Origin of the sequence: Ligilactobacillus pobuzihii E100301 = KCTC 13174 (assembly GCF_000349725.1) — a bacterium.
GTDB classification, from domain to species: Bacteria; Bacillota; Bacilli; order Lactobacillales; family Lactobacillaceae; genus Ligilactobacillus; species Ligilactobacillus pobuzihii.
This window is the reverse complement of the sequence record NZ_KB714691.1, coordinates 6,383-29,944: the sequence shown is the minus strand read 5'-3', so window position 1 is coordinate 29,944 and position 23,562 is coordinate 6,383. Positions and strand designations below refer to the sequence as shown.

Annotated in this window: 17 protein-coding genes, 1 pseudogene and 1 riboswitch; of the genes and pseudogenes, 13 read left to right on the top strand and 5 right to left on the bottom strand. The window is 36.7% G+C overall.

Annotation, left to right across the window (positions count from 1 at the left end; genetic code table 11):
* Positions 1-119 precede the first annotated feature (119 nt).
* The 3 genes from LACPOB_RS0103885 to LACPOB_RS0103870 all read left to right on the top strand — a co-directional run bounded on the left by LACPOB_RS0103885 (position 120) and on the right by LACPOB_RS0103870 (position 3,558).
* On the top strand, positions 120-1,238 hold the full coding sequence (locus tag LACPOB_RS0103885) for an IS30 family transposase (RefSeq protein ID WP_017867520.1): 1,119 nt from the start codon (positions 120-122) through the stop codon (positions 1,236-1,238).
* A 632-nt stretch (positions 1,239-1,870) separates the two neighbouring features.
* A riboswitch (FMN riboswitch) is annotated at positions 1,871-1,989 on the top strand.
* 113 nt (positions 1,990-2,102) lie between these two features.
* Positions 2,103-2,705 carry an ECF transporter S component gene (locus tag LACPOB_RS0103875; protein ID WP_017867518.1) on the top strand — a complete coding sequence of 201 codons (603 nt, stop codon included), beginning with the start codon at positions 2,103-2,105 and terminating at the stop codon, positions 2,703-2,705.
* Between the two features lie 355 nt (positions 2,706-3,060).
* Entirely contained in the window at positions 3,061-3,558 is a 498-nt protein-coding gene (locus LACPOB_RS0103870) for a hypothetical protein (RefSeq protein ID WP_017867517.1), read from the top strand.
* Positions 3,559-3,594: 36 nt separating this feature from the next.
* Here LACPOB_RS0103870 and LACPOB_RS0103865 read toward each other — a convergent pair whose 3' ends face one another.
* Positions 3,595-4,137 carry a TetR/AcrR family transcriptional regulator gene (locus tag LACPOB_RS0103865; RefSeq protein ID WP_017867516.1) on the bottom strand — a complete coding sequence of 181 codons (543 nt, stop codon included), beginning with the start codon at positions 4,135-4,137 and terminating at the stop codon, positions 3,595-3,597.
* Positions 4,138-4,281: 144 nt separating this feature from the next.
* Between LACPOB_RS0103865 and LACPOB_RS0103860 the strand changes: the two genes are divergently transcribed.
* From LACPOB_RS0103860 to LACPOB_RS0103845, 4 genes are all read left to right on the top strand, one after another.
* Positions 4,282-5,145: a hypothetical protein gene (locus tag LACPOB_RS0103860; RefSeq protein ID WP_017867515.1), complete on the top strand. Its 864-nt coding sequence runs from the start codon at positions 4,282-4,284 to the stop codon at positions 5,143-5,145.
* Between the two features lie 173 nt (positions 5,146-5,318).
* Positions 5,319-6,074, top strand: coding sequence for an NADP-dependent (R)-specific alcohol dehydrogenase (locus tag LACPOB_RS0103855; RefSeq protein ID WP_017867514.1), 756 nt, complete (start codon positions 5,319-5,321; stop codon positions 6,072-6,074).
* Positions 6,075-6,239: 165 nt separating this feature from the next.
* Positions 6,240-6,995 (top strand): NADP-dependent (R)-specific alcohol dehydrogenase, encoded by a 756-nt coding sequence (locus tag LACPOB_RS0103850; protein WP_017867513.1) that lies wholly within the window; start codon positions 6,240-6,242, stop codon positions 6,993-6,995.
* A 530-nt stretch (positions 6,996-7,525) separates the two neighbouring features.
* Positions 7,526-8,617, top strand: coding sequence for an iron-containing alcohol dehydrogenase family protein (locus LACPOB_RS0103845; protein ID WP_017867512.1), 1,092 nt, complete (start codon positions 7,526-7,528; stop codon positions 8,615-8,617).
* An 89-nt stretch (positions 8,618-8,706) separates the two neighbouring features.
* Here LACPOB_RS0103845 and LACPOB_RS11730 read toward each other — a convergent pair.
* A pseudogene (locus LACPOB_RS11730) lies at positions 8,707-10,077 on the bottom strand (cytosine permease).
* A gap of 247 nt (positions 10,078-10,324) precedes the next feature.
* On the opposite strand from LACPOB_RS11730, the gene LACPOB_RS0103835 reads away from it, so the two are divergent.
* A complete protein-coding gene (locus tag LACPOB_RS0103835) occupies positions 10,325-11,224 on the top strand; it encodes an ABC transporter ATP-binding protein (RefSeq protein ID WP_017867509.1) in 900 nt (299 codons plus the stop codon).
* Complete coding sequence (locus tag LACPOB_RS0103830; protein WP_017867508.1) at positions 11,217-12,449, top strand: ABC transporter permease; 1,233 nt, start codon at positions 11,217-11,219, stop codon at positions 12,447-12,449. Before LACPOB_RS0103835 ends, LACPOB_RS0103830 begins: the two co-directional genes overlap by 8 nt.
* A gap of 290 nt (positions 12,450-12,739) precedes the next feature.
* Here the strand turns inward: LACPOB_RS0103830 and LACPOB_RS0103825 are convergent, their stop codons facing one another.
* Positions 12,740-13,702 carry an alpha/beta hydrolase gene (locus LACPOB_RS0103825; protein WP_017867507.1) on the bottom strand — a complete coding sequence of 321 codons (963 nt, stop codon included), beginning with the start codon at positions 13,700-13,702 and terminating at the stop codon, positions 12,740-12,742.
* Between the two features lie 3 nt (positions 13,703-13,705).
* A complete protein-coding gene (locus LACPOB_RS12710; RefSeq protein WP_017867506.1) occupies positions 13,706-13,852 on the bottom strand; it encodes a hypothetical protein in 147 nt (48 codons plus the stop codon).
* Positions 13,853-14,147: 295 nt separating this feature from the next.
* Between LACPOB_RS12710 and LACPOB_RS0103815 the strand changes: the two genes are divergently transcribed.
* Entirely contained in the window at positions 14,148-15,362 is a 1,215-nt protein-coding gene (locus LACPOB_RS0103815; protein WP_017867505.1) for a hypothetical protein, read from the top strand.
* Between the two features lie 845 nt (positions 15,363-16,207).
* Positions 16,208-19,831, top strand: coding sequence for a DUF4365 domain-containing protein (locus LACPOB_RS0103810; RefSeq protein WP_017867504.1), 3,624 nt, complete (start codon positions 16,208-16,210; stop codon positions 19,829-19,831).
* 129 nt (positions 19,832-19,960) lie between these two features.
* On the opposite strand, the gene LACPOB_RS0103805 is transcribed toward LACPOB_RS0103810, so the two are convergent.
* Complete coding sequence (locus tag LACPOB_RS0103805; RefSeq protein ID WP_258420986.1) at positions 19,961-20,740, bottom strand: MurR/RpiR family transcriptional regulator; 780 nt, start codon at positions 20,738-20,740, stop codon at positions 19,961-19,963.
* 157 nt (positions 20,741-20,897) lie between these two features.
* Between LACPOB_RS0103805 and LACPOB_RS0103800 the strand changes: the two genes are divergently transcribed.
* Positions 20,898-22,193, top strand: coding sequence for a PTS sugar transporter subunit IIC (locus tag LACPOB_RS0103800; protein ID WP_017867502.1), 1,296 nt, complete (start codon positions 20,898-20,900; stop codon positions 22,191-22,193).
* Between the two features lie 19 nt (positions 22,194-22,212).
* Positions 22,213-23,562 (top strand): glycoside hydrolase family 3 N-terminal domain-containing protein (locus LACPOB_RS11725; RefSeq protein ID WP_309299825.1); only part of this gene is annotated, 1,350 nt, incomplete at its 3' end.

The window sequence follows — 23,562 nt, the reverse complement described above, 5'->3', positions numbered from 1 at the left end:
GGGAGATTTTAAAATGAAGTTAGCCAATTAAAAAAATTAACACAAAAAACGCCATAGTGGCGAAATATCGTTTATCATATTAGTTACCACACAAAACATGAGAGGACGATATCCACACTATGACGCAAATTGAGAATACCACAAATCACATCCGAGGGAAACACCTAACTAAAGAAAATCGCGTATCAATTGAAGATTGGACCCGTTTCAACTCCACTGGTCCCGATGATTTAGTTCATGTGCTCTCGAACCGACAGATCGCCCGACTCTTGAACACTTCGCCCCAGACCATTAATAACGAACTAAAGCGTGGAACTGTGCGACAGATCAGTCGCCAAAAACAGGGGGACAAAGTGTACGAGTATCAATATTTTGTTTATTCGGCGCAAGCTGGCCAAACAGTTTATGAACGTAAGCGACAGAACTCTGGACGCCAGCCATTGTATGAACAAGGGTCATGTCAGGCTTTTATCAACTTTGCCGATGAGCACCTGTTGGCTCGTTATGCCTGGTCACCTGATCAAGTTGTGATGGCTGCACATCATGATGCTCAACTTAGTCAGACTACCATTCCCTGTACCACAACGTTATACAACTGGATCGATCAAAAAAGACTGAAAACTAGGAATATTGATTTGGCTGAAAAGATTAGTCGTCAGCCTAAAAAAGTCCATTCCAAAACTAATGAAAAGGTTTTGGGTCGTTCAATTGAAAAGCGTCCGATCGAAGTTGACGAACGCCAGGAATTTGGTCATTGGGAAATCGACAGTGTTGTTGGTCAACGTGAAGGTGGTGATCTAAATTTGCTGACTTTAACTGAACGAAAAACTAGATATGAAGAAGTAATTCTTATTCAAGGTAAAGAAAGTTGTTATGTCAACCAGACTATCGCAACGCTCAAATATGAACTAGGCTCTAAATTTGAAGATATTTTTAAGACGATTACTGCTGACAATGGATCCGAATTCAGTGAACTAACTAAAGTAGTCCCTGATCGTGAAAATGGAGGCATTTATTACGCTCATCCCTATGCCTCATATGAACGTGGGAGTAATGAACGCAACAATAAAATTCTCCGCAGAGTATATCCCAAGGGAAAACCAATCATAGCGCAACCGATCCAAACAGCCCGTGAAACGAGTAATTGGATGAATAACACACCTCGGCGATCGCTGGGAACCCAGACGCCGCGGATGGCACTCGAAGCTGAATTACAGAAAATATTTCAAGCAAGTTAAAGGGTCAGCAGTTGACGTGAGCTTTGGTGGGGAGAAAGGCCTTCGCCTCCCGGCTTAGGTCTTTCTCCCCACCAAAGAGCTGCCCTAAGCTACTAAAGTGATAAATGATAAATGGAAGTGGCTAATTTAATATTGAAATTTCCGTTTTAAAGTTTCAAAAATGAAACCTAAAAAAGATTATACTTTACAGTTATTGATATACTAGCGGATGGGTCTTCATTTAAAACATGCAGAATTTAAATTTATACATTATCTTGCTATCTTTAATCCGCGTCTTAACAGGATTTATCGGATCAATGTTAATAATATTCCAGCTGATATTATCGCTGAAGTAGAAAAAGAAGTCATTGGGTATTGAAAAGGAATGTGTGGGATATCGATTAGGATACATAGGAAACACATAAATTTTGCCTACTAAAATTCACATTCCTATATTTTTCACCTATTCATACTAGTGGTGACAAGAGTCATCCGGTAGTGGACTTATAGAGCTATTTATTTCATTACAATCAAAAGTAGCTGATCGTTCCCCTTATTTTGGCGATTTGTTCATTAAATTGTACAAAATTTTAAAATTTAATGTGAAAACGCTTGATTTTTATAAAAACTTATGCGATTATAATAAGTAAATAATCATTCTTCAGGGCAGGGTGTAATTCCCGACCGGCGGTGATAGTCCGCGAACCTCAGTGAGGTTGATTCAGTGTGATCCTGAAACCGACAGTAATAGTCTGGATGGAAGAAGAATAATCATATAGGAATTTAAAATATAGCGACAAGTGCTGTTTTATTTTCTTGCATGACTTTTCCGACCCTGCTGAATGTGCAAGGTTTTTTATTTTATATAAAAAGGAGAGGATCATCGTGAAGAAAAGACCTGCACAGAAAGTTGTTTTGATCGCTATATTGGGAGCAATGGCATATTTATTAATGCTATTGGATTTTCCGATTCCGTTTATGCCGCCATTTTTGTCTTTTGATTTGGCCCAGATACCCGAGGTGATCGGGACTTTGATAATGGGCCCCATTGCGGGGATTTTGATTGCCTTACTGAAAGAACTATTGAAAGTGGCGTTAACTGGTTCAGGTACAATGTTTACTGGTGAGTTGATCAATTTTATCGTCAGTGTTAGTTTTATTTTGCCAACGTGGATGATTTACCGCAAAAACAAAAATACTAAGAGTGCGGTTTATGGCATGTTATTAGGTTCACTCGTTGCCACAGTTATTGCATGTCTCTCTAATATTTACTTCATCTTGCCACTATACGGAAAAGCCTTTAACTTACCGATCAGTCAGATCGTGGCCATGTCACAAGCAGTCAATCCATACATCAACAGCCTACCTCGTTTGGTTTTGATCGGTATCGCACCGTTTAATTTATTGAGAAATGGTTTAACGACACTCGTTTTAGGCTTGTCGTTGAATCGTTTAAAGAGTGCATTGGGCAAAAGTGTTCAAGTTTAAAAAATTATGCATAATGCGAAAAGGTACTCAGTAATGGGTGCCTTTTTTTAGCGGGTTCAATTTTACAAGTTGAAAATTATGCAGCAGCTATGCGTGCCAAATTAGTCTGGACCGTCACCTACAAATAATCGTGCAATTATTTAAATTACATTTAAATAGGGAAATTGACAAATGTAATACCTATAACATTTGTCAATTAAAGCTAGTGCTGAATCAGTTAAATTTGTGGTACGGTTTAGGCGAATAACAGTTAGGATAAACTTAGTATCACAGAAAATTTACTGAAGACTCTAACAAAACGGAGTAGTCAAGACAAGGAATACGTGGTTAGGCGACCTAAAAGAGGAGCTGAATAATGATGGTACAACTATTGTTAAGTGAAGGTATTGATATTTTTCAGGCATCGGTCGAGGATAATTTTGGTGACATTTATTATTACGATACAGACACGAATAACTTCAAACAGATCAGTGGGGAAATAATCGATTCCGTAGAAATGGGCGAGACACAGGCAGAGCTTTTGTTGACTTATGATAAAACAAACATTGATGCTGCGCTGGATTATTTTGAAAAACAAGATCTTGGAAAGATATTGTTCGTACCTGGTCGTTATGATATTGACCCATGGGATAATATGCAGCAATTTGCATTGTATAAAGATTCTACTGATTTAAATGAAGCTACCCATGGAAAAGGTGCTTTCCGTCTTTTTCGGTTAATGATCGCCCAAAAAGGTTGGGAAGACGAATGGTATGAGTTTGAGGAACGTCTGTATGGCAAAGAAGTAATTCACTGGGCCAAAGAACACCAAATAGACTATGTGGATGATATTGGCCTTTTCGATGATAAATGAAAAGCGATATAACTCTGTTTAAATCGAGGCGGTTCTTTATTTCAAAAAACTTTCCATCCTCTTCAATCCCAATTGCAATTCTTTTTTAGATGGGACACGGCTATTTTTTAAAATAAAATCGAAATTGGCCATAGCTAAGTTGACGAATAAAAAAATCGTAAAGTCAGTTTCAGGTAATTTTAAGAAAGTGGTGTAAGTTTCTGTGAATAGTTTGCGCAAACGGTGGTCGAAACTATTGGCACCAAGTGGCAATTCACGCACTGTCTCGATCTGACTGCGGTTTGATAACAAGTGATCGACTAATTCATGTGAGAAAAATGTATAACTGTCGAAATTACGTTTCATTTTTTGTTCTTTACTTTCTAAAAAAGCCGCTACGAATGGTGCCAGTGCATTTTCGATTAAAGTATCAGCTAGTTCAGATAAATTGTCAAAGTGCGCATAAAAGGTAGTACGGTCGACCATACTTACACGGGCAAGTTTGGCGATTGAAATTTTTTCGTAAGGTGTGGTTTTCAAGAGGTCCAAAAATGCGAATTGGATCATTTTTTCTGTGCGTTCAAAACGGAGATCTGCCATGACACATTGCTCCTTTAAATAATTTATTTCAATTTTATCCTACAATATGTTGAATAAAACTACAACACTAAAAAAGGTGCGGTTCAGTCTAAAAAATTATCTTTTACAATAGGTCTTGTAAGAAATAAAGATGGAGGCGCTAATATGGAAGATTTTGAAATTAAATTTACAGTTGACGGGCAAGAGGTTACACAAGAACAAATTCGCGCTATCGAACTTGAACGTTATCATCATGTTTTTGATGTTTTCAACGATAAGGGCTTAAGTATTAAACTCAATGACCAAGCTTTGATACTTGAACAATTGGTGGCTTTACCATTAGAAGACGCTAAAGTTGCCTTGGCCCAGACTAGAGAAGCGATGGGCAAAGAAAAAACACTCGAAGTCTTTAAGCCAGAAACAGACCGCGCTGACCACATGTGGACTGAGATCGCTGATACATCTGTTAAGGGCAAAAACATGCAAGAAGCATATGTCAACGTGGAGACTAAAAACATTACATTACAACAATTTATGTTGTTTAATCAATCCTTGATGAAGGAAAATAACTTGTATTTGCCATCTACTATTCATCCAGAACACTATTATTTCAATGGGGATATGTCTTCAGGAAAACAAACTATCATTGAAACTTTCGGGATGTATAAGGATCCTTCATACTTTGATCTAAAGCCAGGCGGTAATAAAGACTACCCAGTTCAACCCGATGAAGGTGTTGACTTAGTGATGATGGGTAACACTTACTTGATGTCAAATGGTAAAGATACCAATATGATCGGGATGCATCAGATGACGCAAACTAAAGAAGGCATGAAAGTTAAGTTAGGTGTTTTCTTACCTGAGAGTGCACCATATGAAATTGCTGAAGGACACAAGAAACACTTATTAGTGGAATTTAATAATGGTTTGCATATTGCTGCCAAGAAAAAGCCTTCTTTCTTACAGAAAAAAGCATTGGATGCAGCTATTAAACACGTTAAAAAAAACAACAAAAGAAATAATTATTAACTAAAAGTTTAAATTAAGATAGCATTTCGTCAATTGATGGAATGCGTTTTTTAATTGTATAACTAATCACAATTTATAAATTTTTTACAAATAAATCAATTCAAAATTTGATTATATTAAGTTTTTGTGTTATTTTTTAATTGTGAAATAAATTACAAAAAGGAGAAATTATTATGTCCGAACGTTTAAAAGGTAAAGTTGCGATCGTCACAGGTGGAGCTAAAGGGATCGGTTTAGCAATTGTAGATAAGTTCACCGATGAAGGTGCTAAAGTTGTTGCCACTGATGTGGATGAAAAAGCTAAATCAAACATTGAGGCCTTAAATAAAGAGGACTCTGTTTTATTTTTTAAACAAGATGTCAGTGATTCTAGTACTTGGCCAGCTGTCTTTGACTTTGCTAAGCAACATTTTGGTACCGTTACCACTGTGGTAAACAATGCGGGGATCGGAGCTACTTCAAGTATTGAAAATACCACTAATAAAGAGTGGCGCCAGGTCTTGGGTGTCAATTTAGACGGCGTCTTTTATGGGACACGTGAAGGCATTAAACAGATGAAAAATTTGTCAAATGGCGCTTCGATCATCAACATGGCCTCGATCGAAGCTTTAGTTGGTGATCCTAACTTGGGTGCTTACAATGCTTCAAAGGGTGGCACGATGTTGTTGACAAAATCGGCCGCTGTTGATTGTGCTTTAAAAGATTACGGTGTGCGAGTTAATAGTGTTCATCCAGGCTATATATCAACACCAATGGTTCAAGCTAATCCTGAATATGAAAAAGCTATGGCTGATCGAACTAAAACACCGCTCGGACATTTAGGTGAACCAAATGATATTGCATACATTTGCGTTTACTTAGCTTCAGATGAATCTAAGTTCGCCACCGGTGCACAATTCACAGTCGATGGTGGTTATACGGCTCAATAAAGGTTCTCCCAGAAAATAGCAATCAAAAAAGTGGATCAGAATCATGACCATGTTTGTTGTTAAAACTTAGTTTTCAGTAGAATGTATCTAATTAAGTTCAAATTTAGGATAGTTTTTTTGAGTAATGAAATACAAAATTTAGATCAAATACGAGGAGGCAATAAAATGTCTGAACGTTTAAAAGGTAAAGTTGCAATCGTTACAGGTGGAGTAAAAGGGATCGGTCTAGCGATCGTGGATAAGTTTGCTGCTGAAGGTGCCAAAGTCGTCGCCACTGACATCGATGAAAAGGCACAAGAAAACATTGACGCTTTAAATTATGGTGATGCAGTTAAATTCTTCAAACAAGACGTCAGTGATTCAAGCTCATGGCCGGCAGTCTTTGATTTTGCTAAACAACATTTTGGAAGAGTTACGACTGTTGTGAATAATGCGGGGATTAGTGTAGTACACAGCATTGAAACAACGACAGATGAAGAATGGCATAAGGTCTTAGGCGTTAACCTAGATGGTGTATTCTATGGTACTCGTGAAGGCATGAAGCAAATGCAGAATTTGCCAAATGGTGCCTCGATCATCAACATGTCATCAATCGAAGCCTTAGTTGGTGATCCTAATTTAGGCGCCTATAACGCTTCGAAAGGTGGCACGATGCTGTTGACGAAATCTGCTGCAGTTGATGCTGCCTTGAAAGATTATGGGATAAGAGTTGATAGCGTTCATCCGGGCTATATTGAAACACCTTTAGTTAAACAACAACCAGGTATGGTTGAAAATATGTCGCAGCGAACTAAGACACCAATGGGCCATATTGGTGAACCAAATGACATCGCATATGTTTGCGTTTACTTAGCTTCAGATGAATCTAAGTTCGCCACTGGTGCGCAATTTACGGTCGATGGTGGTTATTCTGCTCAGTAAAAATTAAAAGTCTATTTCTGCAAATAAAACAAACTATCGGTTGCCGTGCCCGGCTCGGTAGTTTGTTTTTATTTTTGAAATGGTTATTTTGCTGTAGAAGTTAATGACTTCAATTACAATGTGATGAAAACTGTAAGTTTCAATGGACATAAATTTATTTCAAAAAAACCTTGACCCATCTGTCCATTTGCGTTAAATTAAAATACAATTAGATAATAATGAATAAACGCAGTGACAAGGATCGTTATGGCCAAAATAATTTCAGAGAGTTTGCGGTTGCTGAAAGCAAATATTATTGATCATGACCGCTCACCTTGTAGCGGTAAGGATGACAATGTAGTCTTTACTGGTTTCTCACCATTAAATGAGATAGCATAGTTCTATTATGCAAGTCTATCGTCATTTGAATGATAGAAAAAATTAGGTGGTACCGTGGAGACGCCCTATAAAGCTTGAATGCTTTGTGGAGCGTTTTTTTGTTATCTAATTTAAAATTTACGACTTAAAGTCGGATAGGGGAGGAAGATATTATGAAATTAGTTGAGGAGATTCGTCCGGGAGCTAATCGTTACATTAATGGACAGGGGGCAGTTGAGAACTTAGCTCGTATTTTAGCTGATTACCGACAAGCAATCGCTGTGACTGGTAAGAAATCATACGCTGCTTTTCAGCAAAACTATGCGGGTCCGCTGACATGCCCGATTTTTCGTTACGATGGCTCTGCTAGTGATGAAGACGGGCTTTCAATTGCTCAACAAGCACCAGCACAGACGGATGTTGTGATCGGGATCGGTGGCGGACGTGCACTTGATACAGCTAAGGTGACAGCACAGGCTTTGAAAGCGGATTTCATTAGCATTCCGACCCTGGCCTCTAACTGTGCACCATTTACACCAGTTGGAGCGATCTATCATCCAGTTGGCCATACTTTTAAATATGTTGAATACTTTAAAAAAGCACCAACAGTTACGATCGTTGATTACAATCTTATGTTGACGACACCGCACGATTTCTTTGTTGCGGGGATCGGTGATACTTTGGCTAAATGGTATGAGATGGAAGGAATCACGCGCGGTCGCATCAACGACCTCCCTGTTTTTACACGCTTGTCTTATCAAACGGCGCAAGTGATCAAGGATTCACTGGTCGAAATGTCACAAACAGCATTAGAAGACCTTGAAAATGGACGTGTTTCACCTGCATTTACTGATGTAGTAGATTGTATCATCGGAATTGCTAGTGAAGTTGGCGGCTTTGGTGTTAGTGATGGCCGAATGGCAGGTGCCCATGCGGTGCACAATGGACTTTCATACATCGAAGAAACACATGAGATCTTGCACGGTTCCAAGGTGGCGTACGGGATCTTGGTTCAATTAGCAGAAACTGGCGATCAGGCTGAAATCGAAACATTGCTTTCTTTCTATCGAAGTATCGGTTTGCCGACAAATCTAGCAGAATTACACATCACAGCAGAATCTGACGAGAAGGCAAAACAAGTGGCACAATGGGCTGCAAGAGAAGATGAAACCTTTAATTTGATCAAATCAGATGTCGTTGCTGCAGACGTTTTGGCTGACATGCAGCAGGTGGAAGATATTTCTATTGGTAACAAGCGACGATGAGTTGATATTTGAATTTACAAAATTAACATAAAAAATAAACCACGTACTTTCTCCAAATTGAAGAGTACGTGGTTTTTGTGACGCTTATTTTAGATGGCAGGACGCTTTTTTTTAGCAAATTTTGCTAGACAGATATAAATTACTGCAGCTAGCAACATTGCTAAAGGGGTAGCACCTACTGTGTCCGCTAAAATAGGTATTTGCTTTATGATCCAATAGCCGCAAACAGCGAGTGCCCAAGAGATTATCGCACTCCAATTGACTCCATTTGAATACCAGTAAACACCATTCTTGCGGGTGAATTGGTCACTCAGGTAGTTTTGATGCTGAACAAAATAAAAGTCGACTAAGAAGATGGCGATCTCAGGTCCAAGGACCATTCCGATACCGTCTAAGAAGGCTGTAAAAACGTCGAGGAAAGTCGAATAAAACAGTGGGATAAAAGTGACGAAGACCGACACGATGGTCACGATGATCAAACTGGCCCGTAGACTGAATTTTTTGGTCATATTCGTCAAAGCTGAGCCAGCTGACATTAAGTTGACTGCATTGGCAGTGGTGCTGGTGATGATAATGACAAGCATCGCTAATACGCCAAGACCGAGTTTGCTGGCGATCGTCGAAGGATCGGAGTTATTTGGATCAAAATGCTCGAGTGTAATAGCAGTTGCGATCGTTGCGATGATCCCGATCAATGCAAACCATATCAAGCCAAGATCAGCACCTAGAAAAGGAGCCCACGTGGAACTGGACTTTTTCTTGGTGAAACGAGTAAAGTCACTAGCCGCAGTTACCCATGCCAAGTTAAAGGCAGCTAAGACATCAACTGCAGCGCCAGCACTCATTTTAGCAGAGGACGGTGGTCGCCAAGCAATAATGTCAGACAGCGATACTTGCTGGAAAACGATGATCGTTTCCCAAATGACTAAGGCGAAGACTTAGATGATCCCCAAACGTTCAATAATTTGCACAGAACGTTCTCCCATTGATGTGCTTAACAAATGCAAGACACTCATAACAAGGATACCGAGAACCAAACCTTTGGCACCACCAGGTTTACCATAGACAGGCCAACCTAGCAGATCATGGAGTATGTAACTAATAGAAGTTGCTGCAATAAATGTGTTAACGGCAGCCCAACCGATAAACTGAACCAAGTTGATGAGCGATGGTAAAAAGCTGCCCCGTAATCCAAAAGAAGCACGAGTTAAGCCCATTGCGGGGATTCCTGTTTTGTAGCCCATGTAACCTGCTAGAGCTAGTAAGATGTATGACGCTAATCCCACGATGACTAATGTGGTCGATGCAGTGACAAAGCCGCATGCCGCTATGACGCCACCGACATACCATGTGCCGTTATTGGCGTTAGCTCCGACCCATGTCGCAAACATGTCCCAATATGTTTGGTGCCGGTGTTTCTTCTCGATCACTTCAATGTGACCAAATTCTTCGTTTTTCATATGTTTCCCCCCTGGACGATTGAAAAATAGAATAATTTACTAAAAAAATGGACTATGAAGCAAAACTAAGTATTAAATGGCAATTTGAAAAAATTACACTGATAGATATTTTACCGTAGTTTAATAAAAAAGCAAGAAAATATAAGGTTCAAAGATGGGTGGTTGCTAGAAATGAACTTTTTTGTTTACAGACGAGGGTTTTCTAGGTTAGTCTTAAAGCAATAATGATCCAGTGAAAGGAGAATATATGCTTACCATTAAAAACTTGTCAAAAAGGTTTGGAGAAACTCAAGCAATTAATGATCTCTCATTTAATGTTTATCCTGGACAAATTACTGGTTTGATCGGCCAAAATGGCGCCGGTAAAACAACTGCTTTTCATAGTATTCTTAATTTTTTAAACTACTCTGGTGAAATTTTATGGAATGACCAGCCGATCACGGAAAACACTCTAGATGAGATCGGCTATTTACCAGAAGAACGTAGTTTGTTGCAAAAAATGACGATCGAGCAGCACATATTGTATCTGGCAAAGCTTAAAGGCAAACGGGCACAAGCAATCAAGCCCTTGATCAACGAATGGCTGGAAAAGTTCCAAGTTAAAGGTGGCAGAAAAGATTTGATCAAAAGTCTTTCTAAGGGTAATCAACAAAAAGTTCAGTTGATCTGTACCTTGATCCACCAGCCAAAACTGATTATTTTGGATGAACCATTCAGCGGGTTAGATCCTGTTAACGCTGATCTGCTTAAAAATGCGGTCGTGGAAATGAAAGAAAAGGGTGCTGCGATAATATTTTCTAGTCACGACATGTCAAACGTTGAGGCAGTCTGTGATCGCCTAGTGATGTTACGAAAAGGGCGTTCGGTATTAAACGGAACTCTCGATGAGGTCAGGGAGCAATTTGGACGGACAGAGCTTTATGTTACATCAGAATGGCCATTTGAAAAACTACAGCAATTACCTCACGTTACTGAGGTCACACAATTACATCAAGCACAGCGCTATTTGTTGCACCTAGATGATCCAAATGCAGGTAAACAGATTTTTGCGACATTAACGGGTGGGCAATATATTACAGAATTTAGTCAGCAACCTCCAACACTGGATGAGATATTCCGAATGAAAGCAGGTGAAGTCGATGAATAAATTATGGACTGTTATTAGCCAAACATATGCCAACCAAGTTAAAACTTGGAGTTTTTTACTATTTATTCTGTCGCCATTTTTGCTGATCGGGATCTCTGGAGGTGTGGGTTATTTTTCTGGTAAGGTATCAAGCGAACAGTCAACAGACCAAATCGCCGTAATCTCCAAAGAGAAATCACTACGCACGAGTTACATTAAGCAAAATAAATCAGATGTTAAACCAAAGATCACAACAACAAAAGCTGCACGTGTGGCGTTAGCTGATAATAAGATCAAGGGTTATTTAAATCTAACGACTCAAAACCAGCAGGTTATAGCTACATATCATGGGACGGAAGCAATGAATAGCTCGTTGAAAAACAAAACTCTTGCTTTCTTAAATTCGCTGCAGCAAAGTCTTAACTATCGCCAAGCAAAACTAAACCAAAACCAAGCACAGATCCTCGCAAAGCAACCAAACTTTGCGCAAAAGATCAAAGACAATAAAAATTCAACTAAAAAAATCGCAGGAACGATTTCTTTTTGGATCATGGTCTTCATGATGTACATGATCTTGATCAATTATGCCTCTGTCACTGCCAATGAAATTGCTTCTGAAAAGGGTACAAAAATTATGGAGATCATTTTTTCTAGTACTACTCCTGCCAATTATTTTTACGGCAAGCTTCTGGGAGTTGTTGGCGTTATTGTTACGCAGATCGCTGTTTACCTTGTAGGTGGCTGGGCAATCTTTTTGGGTGTCAAGCATCTTAAAGTTGTTAATGATTTCCTGACCTCAAGCGGCTCGTTGATCAAAGAAGTTCTGGCTGATCTCTTAAACATCAATCTGGCTTTTCTTTTATTTGGCGTGATTATCTATACTATTCTCGCAGCATTTAGTGGGGCACTTGTTGCCAAAGCCGAAGATGCTTCTAAAGCAGCACAACCGACTGTTTATCTGAGTATGTTGGCCTTCTTTTTGACAATTCCGTTTCAGGATAATGCCAGTGCATTGTTAGTAAAAATCTTGTCATACGTCCCATTCTTTTCAAGTTTCTTTATGCCAATGCGGATCATTGATCACTCTGCCTCGTTGTTTGAGATCAGCCTTTCGTTATTGTTGCTGATCCTTGCAGTCGTTTTATTGGCAGCTTATGTTGGTCACATTTATGGTGGTTTAATGTTGCAGACGGAAGACACTAGTTTTTGGAAAAGATTTAGACGTGGACTAGCGTATTCAAAATAAAGAACTAGCTTCCTTTAGTTATAAATAGGCCTGTTTTTATCCCTTTGCAATTGGCTAATAGTTAAAGATAATTTTAGGTGATAGAACCAAGCAGTTAGTCGCCAAACATCATATGGACTTATTTAGGAAAGTTTGGTTGGAAGATAATGAAATAACAATTACAAAGGAACAAAGATTTTGCTTGGATATTTTGGTAATTCGTGGTTTTTAATATTTGGGAAATTTCACCGAAAAAAAGACAAACTGTTAGATTTGTAAAAATCAAATCTTGGCAGCTTGTCTTTTTTTAGTTATTTTGGTTGCTCTGCGAAATAGTTTTTAACTGCATAGTTGAAGGTTTCCAGTAAAAAGCCGGTAGCCCGCTTTGATATCTGTGCATTGGGCTTGAAAAGGTCAAAAGCATGGAAAGCTCCTTGATATTCGTTGAAGAAAGTTTCAACGCCGCTTTCTTTCAAACGTTTGATGTAAGAGACCGTTTCATCACGGAAAGGCTCCACGCTGCCCACAAATGTTACAGTCGGCGGCAAGTTAGCAAAGTCATCTGCCCGAGCTGGTACTGCGTATGGCGGAATGTCATCTGTACCGTAACGAGCTCCTAAATATAGTTGCCAGCCTAGTTCATTTGATTCTGTATTCCAAAATGGTGCATCGTTGTCAGTTGATGAACCTGTCAGACGGTCGTCCAACATTGGATACAGCGGCATCTGAAAAGCGATATTGATCTCACCACGATCACGCGCATATAATGTCAGTGCAGCGGTCAGACCACCACCGGCACTAGAACCTCCGACCATGATCTGATCTTCGCGCATGCCGTATTCATGCCCATGTGAAGCGAGCCATTCTAATGCAAGATAGCTATCATTTAAAGCTGCGGGATAGGGTGCTTCGGTTGACAGACGATATTCCGGCACAACAACTACGGCTCCGCTGGCGTCGATCAGTTTTTTGAGCATGGGCACTTCAAGTTCAGGGATTGACATGGCATAACCGCCGCCATGCAGCCACAGGATACCTGGCACATTTTCCTGCGGTGTTTTGGGATAATAGACACAGATCCGCAACATTGTTCCGTCAAAGCGGGGGATGTAGTGCTGGTCGTAGTTTAGCGACTTAGTCCCGATCCCTGTCAAATTGGCTAAAACATTGGTAAAGAATTTCATTTTTCCTGGAGTGATGTGAGAATGCACAGTGCGGTAGAATTTACTGAGTCCTCTTAATTCTGGGTCGATCATGTCATCACTAATATGCATGGCTTAACCTTCTTTCTCTTGGTCCGCAATAACAGAATCATGGCGTTGCAGCTGTTCAATGAGGGCGTTTTTTCTGGCATTGCTTTGCCACAGTTTCCCTAGCAAAAGCAGTTCAAGCAAGAAGTTTAGAAATACGAGTATTTTTTTCATCGTGATCCTCCTCCAATGATTTTGGAATAAGCATACCATAAAAAGAACGAACAGGTGTATGTTATTCAAATTATCATTGGTATAAACCTTAAAAGTCTTTTAAAGGGCTGCATCGTATTTGATATAATTAGTTCAAATTAAGGTATCTAGAAAGCCAAGAAAACGAATTATATTAATAATTTGTATACGTTTTTTTGAGGTAATAGTGCTATGATATAAGTTAGTAAATACTAATATGTATAAATAAATTAATAGAGGGGCAAAGGGGTTAATTTTTAACTCTTGGTATAACAATATGAGTATTTTTAAGAAGAAAAAGTTAATAGATGAAGACAAAGTTGAAGAGAGAAAAGAAAATATAAACGTTGCTAACGAGCTAGCTCCGTTTGAATTCGAGCCCTTTGTTGATAATAATTCGTTTGTTAATGGAGATTTATTTGAAGTTCGCGATCCTAAAATTATAGAAAAAATTGGTTTAGTTTCTGCCGGTATGGAGCCTTTATTACATAAAGTTGAGTCCGCAAAGAATAGCAAAAATATAGAATTAAATGATGGGGAACAATTTTATCGCGTTTTTTTCCCGAGCGGATCCACTCTAATGCATGCTAAAGAGGGAAAGAATTTATATCGGGGAACAACGGTGAATTCTAAAAATAAGATCAATGGACAAGCACTATTGGAAAAAGTAAATGTTTCTTCCACAGTAAAACCAGTTAATACTAGATTGATTACGCCAAATTTAATTTTGACTGCCACTAATATGATCGTTGATTCTTATTATTCAGATGGGATAGAAACAGAGTTATCTAATATTACTGAACAGATTTCTGAAGTTAGTAACTTTCAGGAAAATGAATACAAAGGAAAAGTGCTTGCATTAATTGTACAAACGAAAAAATTAGCTAAATTTCAAGCTGAAGTTATTGAAAATGAAAATTTGCGTAAATCTCGTCTTCAAGAAATAGCTAATTTAAAACAAACAACAATAGAACTGTTGGGTCAAGCAAATTTTAAGATCAATGATTTAGTCAGCGAAACTATGAAGGACTATAAGCAATATGAAAAACAAACTAAAACAGTTGAAAAATGGCATGTTTGTCAAGGTAATTTGTTAAAAGTTTTGTATAGGTTAGAAGATTTAGAATATAGTCTTAATTTAGGGCAGGAATCACGTGAAGAGTGCTATGCGTTGAGTGAACAATACGAGCAACAGGTTAGAAATGTGTCGATTTATGTCAAAAATTGGCACTTAGAAAACTGTGATGACTTTAAAATTGATTTCGATGAACATAAAAGACAAAGAATTGGTTTTACTGGTTTGATCAGCAAGCCACTGCATTTTATTAATGATGATTTGATGTATCAAAATGTGAAGTCTAACTTATTTAAAATGATTGATGACCAGGTCAAAGATGCTAAAAATCAGCATCTGACCAATACTAGAGATAGATATGATGAAGGAATAGAAATGATCATTAAATCAGGAAAACTGTATTATTTGAAAAAGTAATTGATTTTGTGATTGAGGTAACTCTATTTTAATGAATGGAATTTAAATTAGTGACTTTCCGGAGATATAAAGTACATAAATTCAATACCTAAGTGAGGAACTATAAATCTTATTTTTGATGGTAAGTTGTAGATTTGATTAATCAAGGTTTAGAAGAAGTCAACGAAAAACTTGTACTTTTTCCTGTTAAACTAAGTAGCAACGTTTGTCTTTTCTACTAGCAGAAAATTCACATATAATAACGATTCAGACAGATTTTAAAATGGATGAAATAGTTTATTATGCAATCTTGGAAGACATGCTAGGAATGCTGGCTATTTTAACACGCTTTGTCCAAGATATACTAATCTATTATTTTTATTCAGAAAGTTAACTATATATACTTAGTTTGCCCTTTTTCCAGACGAAATAGATTTTAGTGCAACTGAACGTTAGATTTGAACGAAGATATTTTGACTAGGAAAGCTTTGTATAAGCACTTAGATTTTGAACTGGTAGTTTCAACTAAAATTAAGGCTGAAATTGGACATGTAAATGGGACCTTATTAAAAAGGAAAATTCTAATTTGGAAAGATTTTGAGAACATTATGAAATAATGAAAACGATTTCAAAATGAAGACGTTTCAAGAATTTTAATTTATGGAGAAACACGAAAAAAGAATCATGTGGGATAACTAACCAATCCTGAAATGGCGACGCACAGGTTTTAATATCTAGTCCAGTAACTTTAGGTGAATTAAATTCACTACGTTAAAAGGTTCACGATACACTTTAGTTTGAGTATTAATTTTAAATTAACGTTTATTTTTCGGGTTAAATAATAATTGGATAGGTGGAATATGGATATGCATATGGACAGAAAGAGGATAGAAGAAATAGCTGTTTCAGAAGTGAAACAACTCTTTTTAAAACATTCGAAAAGATTAAACTCAGAACTTTCGCAAAATGATAAAGGCATTTCCTTTGATGGTAGCATTATTTTATTTAAAGATGAAGCCATGTCTAAGCGGAGTTATTTAAGTAAAATTCCTGTTCAAGTAAAAGGGACAGAAGTAAAAAAATTTAGCAAAAAAGTAGCAAGTTATAATAAAATTGATAAATCTACTTTTAAAAATTTTCAATTGGAAGATGGTGTTGTATTTTTTTATGTTGAATTGCTTCAAGGATCAAGTCTGAAAAGTAAGATATTTTTTAAGTTTTTAGATGTCGATACATTAGAACAAACTTTAGAGAATATTGAAGAAAAAGGACAGAGCACTAAAACAATTGAATTAAATGAAATACAAACAACGGATAACTTAGATAAAATTTTTAATGATATAGCTGTGAAGAGAAAAGCAAGAGGATTTAGCAATGCTAGAATGGAAACGTATTTAAAAAATGATTCCACATTTAAGACTGATAGCGATTTGTTTAATCAACAAGTCATTGAAAAAGCATATGCCGATGTTCAAAAGAATGAATATTTGGATAAAGATTCAAATTTTAATCAAATACTACAAAAAGACATGATATGCGCTCTAAAACAAGGTATTATTTTTGATAAGCTTTTATTTTTAAAATTAAAGTTACTTATTGATAAGGGTGAATTGATAAAAAAGTTACCAAAGAAAAACAGGCAATTAGCTATCTTAGTTTCTGCAAGGTACTTTGTAAGTATCAAAGACTTTAATTCCGCAAAAAGGGAACTGAGAGAATATCAAAATGATCCCAATATGGAAGAGGAGTTTTACGAGAAAGTAAAGATTGAAGCAAATTTAGATAACCCACAGTTCATGAATATCATAAAAAATAGCAGAATTAAAAACTCAAAAAAGAATAAGTACTTTGCAATGTACTACTTAGAAAATAATAAGTTAGCTAAATTTTATGACATGAATTCTTTTTTCAATATTGACGAAGATTGGATGTACCTATCTGCAAAATATTTTTCTCTACTTGGTCACATGGATAAAGTAGAAGAAATATTACGAAAAGTTCACGATAAGAGAAATTTTGAAATAGATGTACTAGAGGTAAATGCTAAAGTCGAAAATCTTGTACATTCTTTTTTTTACAACACAGAAAAAATAAGCCCCAAAGTGATAGAAGACTTGGAAATTCGTATAAAGGAATTAGAAAACAAGAAAAAGAAGGAGGAGACATTAAAAAAAATAGAATTTAGCTCGCCGATGCTAGAAAACCTAAAGTTCAATTACCATTTATTAAGCAATCCCAAAAAAGAAATTAAATATGTGAATGAGAAATTAGCGAAGCAAACTTCAAATGATAGTTTAATAAAGAAAAAATTAAAGTTGTTATTGGCCTTGAAATATTATCATGAGGGAATAAATTTTATTGATAACCTGAGTAAATTGAATAAAAACAATTATTTAGTGGAATATAAAATATTATTCTATCAAAAAAACCTACAATTTACAAAAGTTCAGATGTTGACAAGTCAATGTTTAGAGACTATTGGTAATACATGTGATCAGGATTTTGTTGAATTTCTAATTTTTGCATACATGGGTTCGATTGTGAAAAGTTCACATGTTTCTATTCCTAAATTTGAAGACTTCATAACGAAGTTAAGAAATTCTTTTCACTTTGATTTACCACTGTTACTGTGTTTGGAAAATACAAGAAAAATTATTCAGAGTCACAATTATGGTAAATCTTTTGGAAAAATAGTTACTGAGTTTGAACGCTATCCAGATTTTTATAAAATCTATGACATGAAAGTTTTTCTGTTAAGAACAAACGAAATAAATTTGGCTCAAAAGATGTATCCATATTTTAAAAAAATTGATAAGAAATTTGCAGATGAAATGATGGTGGAAATTTTCTCAACAAATAATATGCCTAACGAGGTTTTGAAAATACTATCTGAATATGAAGATTGCGATTTGACGTGTAAAGAAGCTGCGTTCAAAGCAAAATCTTTTAATGAATTAAAACAATTTTCTGCGACAATAGGTTTGTATTACCATTTAAAAAATTATTGTAACGATGATAATCTTGGAGCACAAGTTATGATGGCTTTTTTGTCAATTAGCGCAGATAAGAATGATGTAAAGGCTTTAGCACAACGAGGTATTAACTCAGAAAATAGATTTTTTAGACTGAATTCGGCTTTAGCCTTAGTTTATTACGGTATTAGTATTCAACACGGATTACAGACCTTGGAAAAAGATATTTTAAAAATGAATTTTAATGACAAAGAGCTAAATAGAGCCTTTTTAAGTGTTTGGTTTCAGAAAGTGCATAGTATTGAAGAGGATAAGTCTATTGACAACTATGATGATACGCAGTTAAAGTGGTTTAAATTCAATGAAAAAAGTACAGGCAATAGCGCAGAGTTTATCATTGTACCAGAAGATTGGCATATTATGGACTTTAATAAAATTCAAGTAATGGGTCTTAATTCGGACTTTAAAATTTGTACGCAAATTTTATCTACAAATGATGAGATTTTTTTTAATAATAAAAGTCTAATACTAATAGAACAAAAAACACTTTCCATGTATATATTTCAAGAACTATTGAAAAGAGAAGTTAGCAAAGAAAATACTTCGGATAGTTTTATGTATTCAATTAATACAGACTCCAAGAACATTCTTGATAAGCTAATTTCAGTATTAAAAAAAACTGACAATTCTAGTTTTGTCGCTAAAGCTGAAAAACTTCAAGAAAGTTGGCATGCTCCGTTTATTTTTAATAGATTGGTTAATAAGGATAATTTAATTGAGTTTTATATCAAAAAGTTTGCCGACACTGAAAATCGATACTATGTGGGGCAGGAAAAGGAATACTTAGGGCAGAAAGATTATCAAATATCTACATCTTCATTGATGTTTTTAGCTCACTTAAATCTATTGCCCATTTTGAATGATTATTCAAATTTGTGGGTAGCAAAGTCAAAAGTTAGTTTTTTTGATTCCTATTATTCTCGGATTTTAAAAGATTCAACCATCGGCAGAATGCTGCTGGTTAATGGACAATTTCAGTTTATAGAGCCAACAAAAGAAGAAAGAAACAAACTAAAAGAAAGTAGTCGTAAAATTCTTATTGCGAGTCGTAACTTAAAACAAAATAGGGTTAATTTGATAGATCCTAAATTAAAAAAATTATTTCTTACTGATAGTGTTGACATGCAGATTGCTCACGATAATAATTTTATTTTATTTTCGGAAGATGAGGCTGAACAAACTATTTGTAGTTCTTCTTTTGGAATTACTATATGCTCTGTAGGGACGTTAATTTCACATTTTTATTTAGACTTGCACAATGATGCTTCTGGATATCTAGAAATATTACTGAAAGTTTTAAATGAAAAAAATGCTTGGAAATTAGAGAGGGATAACTTGAAGAAGTTATCAAAGTTGACGCTTGAATCTTCTGACGATGAAAAGTTAGTTACCAAATTTCATAAATGGTTTAAGCTTTATAAACAATATTTTAATATTTGGGGTGTTGGATTTCTATAGATCACGATTTACTTTTATTAAAACAATCAGAGACTAAAGTTAATTTTAATCATGCTGACGGTTATTAGGTAAAAAGCTAAGAAAACGACTTAGCTTTTTATTTGTATAGTGTTAAAAGTTAACTGAACCTCACCTCCGTGCCAACACAAATGCTCTCCTAGCCATGACATCCAATAAGAAATTCATCGGATAACTGCCGACTTCTGCACTAGTATTGGTACTAATTGTTAACGTTTCATCGAAAGAAATTGAATAGGGAGTGCTGGAAGATTGTGTCACCAAAATTGTGTGGGCTTGAGAATTCATGATTTGATCAAAAACTTTGTCACAATTTGAAAAAAAGTTACCGAATGAAGAAAAGACGATGGCAACAGAATTTTCCCGTAAAGTTGAAGCTAAGTGAAGCTGGTCCTGTTTATTTTCACCAAGTGCAGTGATAATTCCACAATGTAGTAGGGCAGACTGAAAGACTTTTAAGGAGTCAATCATTGTGTTAAATCCAAAAAAAGTCACTTGTTTGGCGGATAAAATTTCCTGTAATAACTGATCAATTTTTTTCATTGGAACGGATGAGACGGTATTTAGCAAGGCTAAGGAGATTTCCTCGGCTAAATGTTTGTAATATTTATCTGGCTGATTTTTTAGTTGGGTTAATTCATGCTTATCGATTCTAAATAAAAAACGGGGGTCACGCATTGTCATTTCTTTCGCGACCTGTTTTTTCATCACGTCAAATGATCTGTATCCAAAGTTTCTAGCGGCACGGCTGATTGAAGCGGCAGAAACAAAACATTCCTGTGACATTTTAGTGATTGTCATGTTCTGAATCGTACGGTAGTTTTTAAACATGTAACGGACTAATTTTGTTTGGACGTCTTCTTCACAATGATGGTTTAAATACGAAAGCATTTTGCGCGTTGACAATTGTATCACCTCACAATAATAATACCATATTTTCATGGTTATGAAAATTTCACCACTATTTGTAAAACATTACTTTATCAATAAAATAACCGCTTACATTAAGCTGTATAATTTAAGCATAAAGTAAAGGAGATGATTCACAATGTCTGTTGGACAAAAAATTCAAAGTGGTCTGGAAAAAACACTGGCCCCGACGGCTGCCAAGTTAGGAAAAAGTAAAATACTACGCTCACTATCTAATGGGGTTATCATGACGTTGCCCTTGACACTTGGTGCTTCGATCTTTATGGTGATTGCTAATTTTCCAATTCCGGCATTCACTGAATGGTTGAACAAGATTGGTGTTGCTGATCAGCTAAACGCAATTGCTGGTGGGACTTTAAATATTCTTGCACTTTTTATTTCATTTACGGTTGCCTATTGTTACACCAAAGAATTAGGAGCTAAGCCAGAAGTGGGTGGATTACTTTCCTTGGCGAGCTTCTTGATTCTAGCTCCACAAATGGTCGGTAGTGGAAAAGCGAGTTTAGCAGGTTTTGCAAATAGTTATTTAGGTAGTCAAGGAATTTTCGTAGCCATTATTGTAGCCCTGTTAGTCGGTTGCTCCTATTCTAAATTGTCTCACTTTGAAAAATTGACTATTAAGTTGCCGGATTCTGTACCGCCAATGATTGCTGACTCTTTTTCACCATTAATTATTGGTATCATTATTTTTGCAGGTGATTTTGTGGTTCGCTTGGTATTTTCGTTTACCTCATGGGGCAATGTTTTTGATTTCATCAATAAAATTGTCGCGGCTCCATTGATGTCGGTTGGCGGCTCAGTTCCCGCTTTTATCTTTGTTTATATGTTAGCCAATCTTTTCTTCTGGTTTGGCTTACATCCTGCGCCGATTCAATCTGTGATGCAGACAATTGCAACTTCGATGATGCTTGCAACTATTACTCAGTCTCAAGCCCATGAGCCATTAAAATATCTCAGCAATTTAGCAGTCTTTGACTTTGTAAATAACGATGGAACTGGTAGTACTTTGAGCTTGCTAGTAGCTGCGCTGATTTTTGGAAAGTCTAAGCGTTATCGTTCCTTGGCTAAAATTGCAATTGGTCCTAATATATTTGGAATCAACGAACCCGTGATTTTTGGAATGCCCATCATGTTTAATGCTATTATGGTTATTCCATTTGTTTGCAGTACTTTAATTTCCGCATTTATCGCGTGGATTGCTGTCAAAATACACTTTATTACGACCATCAATGCTACGGTCATGATGAGTATGCCGTGGACCCTACCAAAGTTTATTACCAGTTTCTTTACCTATGGTTGGCAAGGTGTCGTCTTACGGATTATTGTTTTTATAACATTGATTTGTCTTTATCTGCCATTCTTTAGAATCTTGGATCAACAAGAAATGAAAAAGGAACTTGAAGCTGATAATTAAATTAGAGGGAGACTAATTAATGATGAAAATCAGATATGTACAAAATGACGAAGGGCCTGAATTAGCATATTCTTCGGAAAGTGGTTTAGGTCTTATTGAAAAAAATGGTCATTATTTTAAAGACCATGACCGAACTGGTAAGTTAAAAGAATTTGAAGACTGGCGCTTAAGCCCACAGAAACGAGCAAAAGATTTAGCTCAACGACTTTCAATTGAAGATATTGCAGGGTTGATGTTGTTTACTTCTCACTTAGCAATTCCATCAACAGGTAAACGTAGTCAAACATACGGTGGAAAAGAATATGATCCACAAGTTACCACCCCTTCAGAGTTAACTGATATTCAAAAAGAATATTTTTGTAAAAACCGGATTAAGCATACTTTGGTGACAACTATACAGTCACCGCAAGTTGCTGCAGAATGGAACAATAAAGTGCAATCTTTATCCGAAACGATGCCTTGGGCGATTCCCATTGTTAATTCAACTGATCCACGCCACGGTTATAACTCGGATGCTGAGTTTAATGAAGGCAGTGGTGGACAAATATCACAATGGCCAGAATCAATTGGGCTTGCAGCCACTTTTGATCCAGAGTTAGCTAGAAGATTTGGTACAATTGCTTCAAAAGAGGACCGGGCGATGGGAATCTCAATGTATTTAGGTCCACAGATCGATTTAGGAACGGAACCGCGTTGGATGCGTTACAGTGGTACTTTTGGTGAAAGTGCACGGCTTTCAAGTAAATTTGCCAATGCAATCGTTGAAGGTTTTCAGCAAACCTTAGGCAGATGGGGCAAGGAAAGTGTTTCTACGATGGCTAAGCATTGGCCTGGTGGTGGGGTTATTGAAGCAGGTAGGGACGCCCATTTTGCTTATGGAAAATATGGTGTTTATCCGCAAAACAATCAGCAATATCAGTTGCTCCCCTTTATTAGTGTTCTTGATAAGAAGTTAACTGATGTTGATCGGATTGCTGGCATCATGCCATATTATTCGATTTCGATGGATTTTGCACCCGGTCAGTCAGAAAACGTTGGCAACGCCTATAGCCATTATCTAATCACGGATTTGTTACGTCAAAAATATCAGTATGATGAAGTGGTTTGTACCGATTGGTGTATTACTGCTGATGAGCCAAGCAATGTTGTTGATATTTTATCTGGCGACCAAAGTTGGGGTGTAGAGGAGAACTTCACAGTTGCTGAACGACATTTAAAACTGTTATTGGCTGGAGTTGATCAATTTGGTGGAAATAAGGATCCGGAACCTATTTTATGGGCTTATCAGCAAATGTGTAAGATGATGGGGAAGCCATGGGCGGAAAAGCGATTCCGGAAATCAGCAATGAGAATTTTAAAAAACATTTTC